This is a genomic window from Streptomyces sp. NPDC002623, from assembly GCF_053592635.1.
Genome location: NZ_JBSFWB010000005.1, coordinates 193,854 through 205,185 on the forward strand (window position 1 = coordinate 193,854; position 11,332 = coordinate 205,185).

General features: G+C 71.5%; 6 protein-coding genes. 1 reads left to right on the forward strand and 5 read right to left on the reverse strand.

Annotation, left to right across the window (positions count from 1 at the left end):
* Positions 1-19: 19 nt before the first annotated feature.
* Together ACWD4O_RS11250 and ACWD4O_RS11255 are read right to left on the reverse strand one after the other, a co-directional pair.
* The gene (locus tag ACWD4O_RS11250) at positions 20-5,452 is read right to left on the reverse strand and encodes an SDR family NAD(P)-dependent oxidoreductase (RefSeq protein WP_451279523.1); all 5,433 of its coding nucleotides are present in this window, start codon (positions 5,450-5,452) and stop codon (positions 20-22) included.
* A 109-nt stretch (positions 5,453-5,561) separates the two neighbouring features.
* Entirely contained in the window at positions 5,562-6,719 is a 1,158-nt protein-coding gene (locus tag ACWD4O_RS11255) for a threonine synthase (RefSeq protein WP_451279524.1), read from the reverse strand.
* A 171-nt stretch (positions 6,720-6,890) separates the two neighbouring features.
* Here ACWD4O_RS11255 and ACWD4O_RS11260 point away from each other — a divergent pair, with 171 nt between their 5' ends.
* Positions 6,891-7,769: a thioesterase II family protein gene (locus tag ACWD4O_RS11260; protein ID WP_451279525.1), complete on the forward strand. Its 879-nt coding sequence runs from the start codon at positions 6,891-6,893 to the stop codon at positions 7,767-7,769.
* On the opposite strand, the gene ACWD4O_RS11265 is transcribed toward ACWD4O_RS11260, so the two are convergent.
* Genes ACWD4O_RS11265 through ACWD4O_RS11275 form a run of 3 tightly spaced genes read right to left on the reverse strand, consistent with a single transcriptional unit; the run spans position 7,754 to position 11,325 of the window.
* Positions 7,754-8,815, reverse strand: a complete 1,062-nt coding sequence (locus ACWD4O_RS11265) for a phosphopantetheine-binding protein (protein ID WP_451279526.1) — start codon at positions 8,813-8,815, stop codon at positions 7,754-7,756. The two genes, ACWD4O_RS11260 and ACWD4O_RS11265, sit on opposite strands and share 16 nt — an antisense overlap.
* Positions 8,797-9,576, reverse strand: a complete 780-nt coding sequence (locus ACWD4O_RS11270; protein ID WP_451279527.1) for a hypothetical protein — start codon at positions 9,574-9,576, stop codon at positions 8,797-8,799. The genes ACWD4O_RS11265 and ACWD4O_RS11270 overlap by 19 nt, the downstream gene beginning before the upstream one ends.
* A gap of 6 nt (positions 9,577-9,582) precedes the next feature.
* Positions 9,583-11,325 (reverse strand): non-ribosomal peptide synthetase, encoded by a 1,743-nt coding sequence (locus ACWD4O_RS11275; RefSeq protein ID WP_451279528.1) that lies wholly within the window; start codon positions 11,323-11,325, stop codon positions 9,583-9,585.
* Positions 11,326-11,332 lie beyond the last annotated feature (7 nt).

Consider the following 11,332-nt stretch of genomic DNA (forward strand, 5'->3'; position numbering starts at 1 on the left):
GCCGAACGGAACTGCCGTTTCAGCCGCGGGATTTCCTGCTGTCGAGATGGGCCGCCAGATCGGCGACCGTGACATACCGGAACAGGTCGACCATCGACACCCGGACGCCCATGGTCTTCTGGATGCTCTGCGCTATCCGCAGGGCGATGAGGGAGTCTCCGCCCAGCGAGAAGGAGCTCTCATGGATGTTCAGTCGGTCCAGGCCGAGTTCTCTGGCCCAGATCCGGGCGAGCCGGTGTTCGGTCTCGCTGTATCCGCCGTCGTCCCGGCCGAAGAGCGTGACGACTTCGTCGGCTCCGGGCCCGGTCGACGCCTGCGCCGGTGATCCCCGGCGGGGTTCCCCGCCGGCCGCCGCGACCCGCCGGCGGACCGACTCCTCCAGGACCAGCGGGGCTCTGCGCAGTTGTGCGGCCAGGCGGTCGGGGTCCACGGCGCCCAGCATGCGGTGGTTGATCTCACCGACGACCACGGGCGATCTGGGCGCGACGAGGATCTCGTCGAAGCTGCCGAGTCCGTCCTCCACGCTGATCGACCGGAAGAACCCCTGGTCCCGCTGGACACCGTGGTCGAAGGCCATGCCGGTGTCCAGCCAGTCGGTCCAGTCGATGGTGACCGTCTTGCGCCCCAGGGCGGTGCGATGGTCGGCGAAGTGTCGGAGGTAGTCGTTGGCCGCGGTGTAGTCGCCCTGACCGGCCACCCCGAACACCGAGGTGGTGGAGCCGAAGGCGATCATCAGCCGCGGCGGGTCGTCCGCCGTGACGAGGTCCAGCACGGTCGCGCCGAACACCTTGGGGGCGAGTGTGCTGCGGAACGTCTCGGCGTCCTTGTGGAAGAGGAAGCCGTCGCCCGCGACGCCCGCCGCGTGGATGACGCAGTCGATGCGGCCGAGACCGGAGCGGACGGCGCGGACGACGTCCGCCATGTCCGTCTCACTGGCCGCGTCGCCCCGGTAGCAGCGCACATCGGCGCCCTGGGCCTCCAGTTCCCGCAGGGCGGTGATCTGCCGCCGGCGGCGCGGGTCTTCGGTGGCCGTCGCGTCCCAGCCCTCGCGCGGACCCGGGGTGCTGCGGCTGACGAGTGCCAGCCGGACGCCCGGCACGGTGAGGCTCAGATGCCGGGCCACGGCCAGCCCGAGGCCGCCCAGGCCGCCGGTGATGAGGTAGACCCCGTCGGGGCGCTCGTCCTCCTGGCGTGACTGTTCACGCAGGTGCACGGGCGCCAGTTCGGTGACATGGCGCCGGCCTTGCCGGAGCGCGACCATGGTCGGCGACCAGGGGCCGAGGAGTTCGGCGCACAGTGCGGCCGGATCGGTGTCCTCCTCGACGTCGAGGCAGAGCACCTCCGTCCCCTCGTTCTCCTGGCCGATGACCTTGGCCAGGCCGAACAGCGTCGCGTGCACGGGGGCGGTGGCCGGCTCGTCGCCCGTCACCCGCGCCACACAGGGGGCGATCACGGTCAGCCGGCCGGGGACGGCGTCCCGTGCCGCCAGGGCCCGCACGAGGTGGAAGAGGGATTCGACGCCACTGCGCAGTCGGCGGTCGAGCTCCCCGACCCTGTGCTGGGCGTCGGCGGCGGGGGCCGCGACCACCACCGCCTCACCGGGCACCTCGTCGCCCAGGGCGTCGAGCAGCCGCTCGTACCCCTCGGTGGTGGGGGGCACGCGGTAGTGGTCGTCGCCGGGCGTGCTCCACTCCTCGGCGAGCTCGGCCGTGATCACCCGTACCCCGCGGGAGTGCAGCGAGCCGCCGAGGTCCCGGGAGAGGACGCCGCCTTCGGTGACGAGCAGCACGGCTCCCGGCGCCTCGCGCTGCTCCGCGACGGCCGGGGCGGGTACCCAGCGCAGGGTGTGGTGACGGGTGTGCGGACGGATCCGGGCGACCGTGTGCCGGGGGTCGGGGACGCGCTTGACGGTGAAGCCGAGGATCTCGACCGCGGTGTTCCCGAAGGCGTCGCAGATCGTGACGTCGACCTTGCGCACCTCGACGCCGGCCCTGGCCTCCGGGTGGGGGGTGATGAGGCTGAACCCCTCGGGCGGCAGCGGCGCGTGGATGCGGAGACAGTCGTAGCCGACCGGCAGGAAGAAGGCGCGGCTGCCCCGGTATTCCCGTACGTCCTCCCGGGACTCGTGGACGGCGAAGCCGCTGAACCCCGTCGCGAGGTCGAGCAGCGCCGGGTGCAGGACGTGGTCCTCGCACTCGGCGCGGTACCGCTCGGGCATGTCGAGGATGCCGAGCGCGGCCCGGACGCCGACGTGCATGGTGCGCAGGCTCTCCGTCCAGCGGCGGCCGAACTCCATCACCTTGTGCTCGGCCTGGGCCACGCCGAGGTCCACGGTCTCCAGATCGCAGCGGGCGCGCAGGGCGGCCGGGTCCTGGGGCGGCGGCGGGGAGAGGGGAGCGACGCCGGCCGTGCCCTGGACGTGGACGGTCCACACGTCGCGTGCCGGGTCGTGGCCGGCCACCGTGAACTCCACGAGGTCGTCGCCGAGTTCCCTGACGGTGGTGTGCACGGTGCGGGGCTGCTGCTCCTGCACCAGCAGCGGCACCAGGAAGTCGACGTCCTTGATCTCGGTGACGGGACGGCCCAGATGGGCCGTGGCGGCGGCCCGGCACATCTCGAGGTAGGTGGTCCCGGGGACGATCGCCTCGCCGAGCATGCGGTGTTCGGCGAGCACCCAGTGGCGTTCGAGGGAGAGCTCAGTGTGGAAGACGGACTGTCCCGCGGACCGGAGCAGCACCTGGTCGAGCAGGGGGTGGGGCCCGGGTGCGCGGGGTGTCCGGGGGGCCACGGGTTCGAGCCAGTAGCGCTTGCGCTCGAAGGGATACGTGGGCAGCGGGATGCGGCGCCGCTCGTCCTGACCGTAGTAGCCGGTCCAGTCCGGCGTCACCCCGTGGAGCCACAGCTGGCCCAGGGTGCGGCGCATGGTCTCACCGGCGCCGCGGGGGTCACGGCGGTGCGGCAGCGAGGCCGTGACCGTCACTCCCCCGGTGTCCGCCTCGAGAAGCGTCCGCCGGGCCAGTCCCGCGAGGGTCTGGCCGGGGCCGACCTCCAGGAGCACCGGAGTGCCGCTCTCCGCCAGCCGGCGCACACCGGCGGCGAACTCCACGCACCGACGTATCTGGCGTCCCCAGTACTCCGGGTCCCGTGCCTGCTCCGGTGTGATCCAGTCACCCGTCACATTGGAGACGAAGGGGATGCCCGGCGACCCGCGGTCCACCTTCCCCACCGCCGCGACGAACTCGTCGACGACCGGCTCCATGAGTTCCGAGTGGAACGCGTGGGACACCTCCAGCGGCCGGGTCGCCCACCCGCGCTCATCGGCCGTCACGGCGAACTTCTCGACCGCGTCGACGGGTCCCGACACCACACAGTCGCGGAGGCCGTTGTGCGCCGCCAGGCAGACGCCGTCGGGCAGCGCCGCCTCCACCGCGTCCCGCTCCGCCACCACGCCGAGCATCGCCCCGGCCCCGCAGCTCTGCATCAGCTCGCCGCGCAGCGCCACCAGTCGCAGCGCGTCCTCGAGGCGGAAGACACCCGAGACGCATGCCGCGACCCACTCGCCCAGGCTGTGCCCGAGCAGGTGCGAGGGCTCCACTCCCCAGGCCTGCCAGAGCGTGACCAGGGCGTACTCGACGACGAACAGCGCCGGCTGGGCCCATCGGGTCTGTCCCAGCAGCGCGGCGTCGGCGGCGTCCGCCGGGAACAGGATGTCGCGCACGTCCTTGTCCAGGAGGGGCTCCAGGAGCTCCGCGCAGGTGTCCACGGCCGACCGGAAGACCGGCTCCGACGCGTAGAGCCCGCGCCCCATGCCCGGGTACTGGGACCCCTGGCCGCTGAACAGGAACGCGACGTGCGACGCGCCCTGCTCGGCATGCCCGCTCGTCACATGTGCGGGGTCCCGGCTCTCCAGCGCGGCGGCCACCGCCTCGACGTCCGATCCGCACACGGTGCGCCGGTAGGGGAAGGCGCGCCGGCCCCGGGCCAGGGTGAAGGCCGCGTCGGCCAGCGCGGGCCGCTCCCGGCGCAGGAAGGCCGCCAGTCGGTCCGACGCCTGGTCCAGGGCCTGTTCGGAGCGTGCCGACACCACCAGGAGCTCGGACTCCCGCGGGCTCGCGGAGAGTTCGGGCGTGGACGGGGCCTCCTCCAGCACCACGTGCGCGTTCGTGCCGCCGAAGCCGAACGCGCTCACGCCGGCGCGGCGCACCCGCGCCGACCGCGGCCAAGCGCTCAGCTCGGTGTGCACGCGGAACGGCCCGTCCGTGAAGTCGATGTCGCCGTTGCCCTCCACGTGGTTGAGGGACGGCGGCAGTTCCTCGTTCCGCAGGGCCAGCACGGTCTTCAGCAGTCCGGCCATCCCGGCCGCCGCGTCCAGGTGCCCCACGTTGGACTTCACCGAGCCGATGCGCCAGGTGCCCGCCGCGCCGGTGAAGGCCCGTGACAGGGCCTGGACCTCGATCGAGTCGCCGATCAGGGTGCCGCTGCCGTGCGCCTCCACGTAGTCGATGTCCCCCGGCTCCAGCCCGGCCGTCGCCAGGGCCTCGGCGATCACCGTGGCCTGACCGACGACGCTCGGCGCGGAGAAACTCGCCTTGACCGCACCGTCGTTGTTGACCGCCGTGCCCCTGATCACCGCGTGGACGGTGTCCGAGTCGGCGACGGCGTCCGCCAGTCGCTTCAGCGCCACCACGCCGACGCCGTTGGCGAAGACCGTGCCGCGGGCGGCGGCGTCGAAGGGCCGGACATGACCGTCCGGGGAGAGGAACGCGCCCTCCTGGTAGGAGTAGCCGGCCTTCTCCTGGACCTTGTAGGAGACTCCGCCGGACAGCGCCATGTCGCACTCGTAGTCGAGGAGGCTCTGGCAGGCGGCGTGCAGGGCGACCAACGAGCTGGAACAGGCCGTCTGGACGGGGTAGCTCGGCCCCTTGAGGTCGAGTTTGTAGGAGACCCGGGTGGTCAGGAAGGCCAGTTCATTGCCCAGGCCGACGTTCTCCCCGCGGATCTCCTCCCCGGCGTCCATGTTGCTGACGACGTTCGCGAGGTAGGCACTGCTGCTCGCGCCTCCGAAGACCCCCACCGTGCCCGCGTACCGGGCCGGGTCGTGGCCCGCGTGCTCCAGCGCCGCCCAGGCGGTCTCGAGGAACAGCCGGTGCTGCGGGTCCATGATCTTGGCTTCCCGGGAGGTGTAGCCGAAGAACTCCGCGTCGAAGAGGTCGAGGCCCTCGAAGGAGGGGCCGGCCTTCACGTAGTGCGGTTGCCGGAACACTTCGGGGTCCACTCCGGCCGCCTGGAGCTCGTCGTCGCGGAACTCCACGACCGACTCGACGCCGTCGCGCAGGTTCGCCCAGAACTCGGACAGGTCCCGGGCGCCCGGGAAGCGTCCGGACATCCCGATGATCGCGATGCCTTCCGGCGCGGACGGCTCGTCGAGATCTCTGTCGCTCGTGTCGCTCATCGCTGTTCCCTCCGTCGTGCGGCGTCCGTGGGTGCTGCCGCAGCCCCCTGCGGCCTGCTGTCTTCGCGGTGGTGGACCGGGCGCTCCCGCCGCGGCGGTCGACCGCGCCTCAGGCCGGTCGCTGTCTGCCTGTCAGGTTCACCAGCACGACCTCGTCCGGGCCGATCCGGTGCGCCGCCGCCTCGTTGCGTACGGCGGCGACCGTGGCGGCCGAGGCATGGCAGACGTCCAGCCCCTCCAGGTCGGACAGCAGGCGTCTCGCCTCGACCAGTTCCTCCTGGGTGACGTCCACGATGGCGCCGCCACTGGCCGTGGCGATGTCCCGCATGTACGGATAGCTGGCGCGGCCGTCGCCGAGGAGGATGGCGCGGGCCAGGCCGTCGGGGTGGGCGATCACGTCCTCGTCGGTGAGTTCGGCCCGGTTCTCACGCCAGGCCCGGGCCATCGGCGCGCAGGTGTCCTGCTGCACCATGAGGAATCGGGGGATCCGCGCAAGCCGGCCCAGGTGCAGGTACTCCACGGCTCCCTTGTGAGCGGCCATGATGCCCATGCCGCTGCTGATGGCCTGCACCACGACGTCGGGCTCGGCCTCCATGGCGTCGAACGCCTCCAGGTAGGCCAGTTTCAGGCCCTCCCTGCGGGCCCAGTTGAAGAAGCCGCCCTCCCAGAAGAGTCCGTGGCGGTCGGCGTGCGAGCGGGCGGCCTCCGTCGCCTCCGCGAAGCTGCCGTCGACCACGGTGACCGTGACGCGCTCGTCCGTCCGGACGTCGTGGCGCCCGGCGAAGTCGCGCCCGCAGAAGAAGTGGGCCTGGATCGCTCCGTCCCTGCGGACCGCGCGGGCCAGCGCGACGGCGGTGTTGCCGGTGCTGGAGGTGACGAACTCCTTGACGCCGTACTGCCGCAGGACCGCGAGGACGACGGCCGCGAGCCTGTCCTTGGTGCTGCCGGTGGGCTGTTGCGACTCGTCCTTGACCCACAGACGGGGGACGCCCACCGCCCTGCCCAGTTCCGGTGCCGGACGGCAGGGGGTGACCCGGGAGATTCCCTGGACCAGATGGTCCACGGACTCGATGGGCAGGAGGTCCGCGTACGCCTCCTCCGGCTGGTCCCCCTTACCGATCTCGGCACTGTCGAGGTCGGTTCTCGTCTCGATGGCGCCGGCGCAGACCGGACACCGGAAGAGCAGCGAGGAAGGACCGCGCCAGTCGCACCGCACACACTCCAGCCGGTATTTTCGGGAGGTCTCGACCCCCTCGACGTTCGTCACCCCGTACCGCACTCGATCCCCCAACGGCTGCGCTCTATATCAAGAGGGCAGAAAATCAATGTCGTTCGATGGTCTATCGCTCGGTGTTCGTGTCCCATGTCGACCGGCAGCGAGATTAACTCAGGCGCCAACAGGTCACAATGGCGCTCGATGTGACGTGCACGATAGACGATGGACGTACTCGATATCCACTTCATTTACTCGCCCCGGAGGCTGCTCTGTGGCACGCTGTTCGGGCCGATGAGCAGAACCGGAAAACGGAAGAGGACGCACATGCACGGTAACCCGCCCACGCGACCCTGGATCCATCGACTGTCGCGCACGAATCCACCCGGGGGCCTACGGCTGTTCTGCTTCCCTTATGCCGGCGGCGGCGCTTCCACATTTCGCGGGTGGGCCGAGCTGCTGCCCCCCGAGATCGATGTCCACGCCATTCAGCCGCCGGGCCGCGAGGACCGGTTGTTCGAGGATCCGGTCGACACCCTGCAGGGCACTCTGGATGCCGTCGTCCCGGAGTTGCTGGAGTACTCCAAAGAGCCGTTCGCCCTGTTCGGACACAGTCTCGGGGCGATCGTCTGCTGGGAGGCGGCCCGGGTCCTGCGGGAGGAGCACGACATCGAACCGGTGCATGTGTTCCTCTCGGGATGCCGCGCGCTGCCGGCCGTGCACGACGGCCGACGGGACCTGCACACGCTTCCCGAGGGTGAACTGATCGAGGAACTCCGAAGCATGAACGGAACGCCGGAGGAGATTCTCAGCAGCATCGACTTCATGCGGATGCTGCTGCCTGCGGTACGGGCGGACTACGCAATGCTTTCACGCTATTCCTTTCTGCCGTGCAAGCCTCCGGGCACACCGGTGACGGTATTCGGCGGAGCGGGCGACCCGGCCGTTTCGATGGACCATCTCCAGCGCTGGTCCGAGTTGGTCGAGGGAGATTTGGACGCCGTGGTCCTGCCGGGGGATCACTTTTTCCTGCATTCGTCGCGGGAATCGCTTCTCTCGGAAATGGCGAAGCGTCTCCTCGAGTCCGGTCAGACTTCGCTCTGATGTCTTCGGCCGTCGTCGATGTCTTTCATGGCGTCTTCGACGGCCCTCAGCGTCGGCTCGTGCACGATCATCTCGAAATGGTCCACGGGCACCCAGTGCTGCTTGTAGTCACCGAGCCCGAGGTCCGGCCAGTCGGTCACCGGGTGAAGGGTGCCCTCGACGTCCGAGGGGTTGTCCCGGTCGTCCGTCGAGAACAGCCGCACCGGAAAGTCGACCGGCTCGGGCACATAGCTCGACACCGCCGCCCCGACGGACCCGAAGACCTGCAACCCTGCCTCGAACTCGGCGAAGTCGGTCTCGATCGGGTCCGGCCCCTGCGAGGTCACCGCGTGGAACACCGTCGCGGCGTCCGCCTCCTGGCCCTGCGGTATCGAGATGCCCGCCTCTTCGGCGACGGACACCAGCTTCTCCCGGGCGGCGTCGCTCACCTCCAACGGCGGGCAGTACAGCGAGGTGTTGAGCAGGATGACGGAGCGCACGTCCCATCCCCGCGACCGGAGCCCGCCGGCCAGTTCGTAGGCGAGGATGCCGCCCACGCAGTATCCGGCCAGGTGCAGGCTGCGCGGCGCGTCCGCCTTCTCCAGGACGCCGATGAAATCGTCGACGATCTCCGGAAGCGTCCTGCAGGGCTCGCCCTCCGCCGGATCGAGGCCGCGGGCCTGCAGCCCGAGCACGGGACGGTCGATCGGATCGCCTCCGAAGCGGTGGAGGCCGATGACGCCGCCGCTCGCGGCCGGCACCAGGAGGAGCGGTGCACCGGCGCCGGACGAGTTGAGGGTCAGCAGCCGTCCGCCGGACCCGGGGGTGTCGTTCCTGATCCGAGCGCTGAGACCGCCGAACGTCGGCGCCTCGAACAGGGTCTTCAGGGGAACGCGGGCTCCGAGGGCGGCCCGCAGCGCGGAGACCAGCTTCGCGGCGAGCAGGGAGGTGCCGCCGGAGCCGAAGAAGTCGGCGTCCAGGCTCGCGGGCGGCCGGCCCAGCACCCGCGACCACTGGGCCGCGACGACGGCCTCGGTCGCGTCTCGCTCTACGAAGTGCGACTGCACGGTTCTTCCTTCCCTCCAGGGCCTCCGGCCGCCACGGGGGCCGAGAGGAGTTCGGTCACCAGCGGCGTCGCCGCCGACGTCCCGAACAGGTCCGTCATGGTCAGTCCGGTGCGGTGCACCGACCGCGCGTCGGCGTCCGGCCACTCGGAGTCCTCGCTGAGCACGACATGGCCCAGCTTCGGCGGGGCGCTGCGGTCGGCCGCGGCGGACAGCGTGAAGCCGAGCCAGGCCCGCTGCCCCGCCGTCAGCTCGTCCGCGATGTCCTCCTCCAGGTCGGGTGCGGCCCGGGTGACGAGGGAGCGGAGGAAGGAACTCGCCCGGTGCAGGGCGTCGGACGCCGGGAGGCCGCTGAGGTCGGGCACCTCGGAGGGCTCCAGCGTGTCGTCCATGCCCAGGGCGAGATCCAGCAGCAGCTCCTGAGGTGTGCCCGGGCCGGGAACCACGGGGTCCAGGACGAGGAGCGGTATGCCGGGCCCGGGCAGCGCGTCGACCAGCAGCGCCGCCAGCTCGGCGGCCGTGCAGTAGGCGAGCACGGCCCGGGGCCGCGTGGCGGTGCCGATCCCGGCCGCCCAGTGCCGCGCCTGGGCCGCCAGGTCGGGGACCGTCTCGGCGAGTCCGGGGTAGCTCAGCGGATCGATCCTGAGGCGGTGCGCGTGCAGCTCCGGCGGAAGGATCCGGTCGAAGCTCCGTGCCGGGATCTCGTTCCCGAACTCGAGGACGACGACCGGCCGGTCGTCATGGGTGATCGTGTTGCCGGACATCTCGTCTCAGACTCCGTTCTTCGACGCGGCGTCGACCTCTGCCGCCAGGTCCGCCAGGACCGGGTGGTCGAACACCGCCTGCAGCCCGACCTTGACGCCGAACCGGTCACGGACCTTGCCGATCATGCGCGCCGCCAGCAGGGAATGCCCGCCGACGTCGAAGAAGTTGTCGCGGACGTCGGGCGCGATGCCGGTCAGCTCCGCCCAGATCTCGGCGATGCCCTCCTCGGTGGAACCGGGCCGGAAGGCGCCCTCGGGCCGCTGGGCCGGCCCGGCGGGAATCTCCAGCAGGGCATTGCGGTCGATCTTGCCGTTCGGCGTCAGCGGCATGGCGTCCAGCCGCTGGACGCGGGACGGGACCATGTACCGGGGCAGCCGCGCGACCAGCGCCTCCTGCACCGCCTCCACGGCGGCCGCACCGCAGTAGAAGGCGGCGAGGGAACCGCCCGAACCGTCGTCCCACAGCACGACGGCCGACTGGCTCACCTCCGCCACGGTCAGCACGGTGTGCTCGATCTCGGCCGGTTCGACCCGGTTGCCGCGGACGCTCAGCTGGGCGTCGCGCCGTTCGACGAACTCCAGGTCGCCGGAGTCGGTCCAGCGGCAGAGGTCGCCTGAGGCGTACCACCGGTCCGCCGTGCCGTCGGCGTCGGCCCTCAGCTCGACGAACTTCTCCGCGGTGAGGGCGGGGTCGTTGCGGTAGCCGGTCGCCAGGACCGCCCCGCCGATGAGGAGTTCACCGGTCTCGCCGGGGCCGGCGACGTCCACGCCCTGAGGATCGACCAGCCGGACGCGCGCGCCCATGATGGGGGCGCCGATGACCGGCGGCCGGTCGGGGCGGCCGGTGCCGCGCAGGTCCTGGCTGGCGGTCGTGACGACGGTGGCCTCGGTCGGTCCGTAGTGGTTGTGGACCGCGGCGGGGAACGAGCCGCTGGGCCGCACCCGCAGCCGGTCGCCTCCGGTGAGCAGGACGCGCAGGGAGCCGGGCGGCCGGTCCGAGCCGATCAGCTCCTCGGCGAGCGGTGTGCTCAGGAAGCACTGTTCGATCGCGTTCTCCTGGAGGAAGTCCGAGATGGCCGTGACGTCGGCGCCCAGGGGCTCGGCCGGGAGGACGAGGGTCGCGCCGCCCGCGAGCGTCGCCCAGACCTCCCAGACCGAGGCGTCGAACCCCAGCCCCGCGAAGGCGGCCACCCGCACGCCGGGCCCGGTCCCGTAGGTCTCGCGGTGCCAGTCCAGCAGGTTCACCAGGCCGGCGTGACCGACCTCCACCCCTTTCGGCGTGCCGGTGGAACCGGACGTGTAGATGACGTAGGCGAGCGTCGACCTGACCGGCCGCGGCTCCTGCGCGGGGCCGCAGGAGCCGGCCTCCGGCACGGGGACCGGCTGCGGCACCCGGTGCCGGAGATCGGGCTGGGCCAGGGCGGCGAAGGGCCGCGCGTCCTTCAGGACCGACTCGATGCGTCCGTCCGGAAGGGCGGGGTCCAGGGGCAGGTAGGCGGCTCCGGCGCGCCAGGCCGCCAGCTGGGCGATCACCCCCGGTATGCCCCGCTCGAAGAGGACGCCGAGTACACCGCCCGGCTCGAACCCGGCCGTCCGCTGGAGCCGCGCCGCCATGGCTCCGGCCTCGTCCCACAGACGGCGGTACGTCAGCACGTCCTTACCGCACTCGATCGCGGTCGCCTCGGGGTTCGCGTCGACGAAGCGCCGCAGCAGGCAGACGACCGTCCGTTCCTCTGAGTTGTCCTGCATGGAGAGG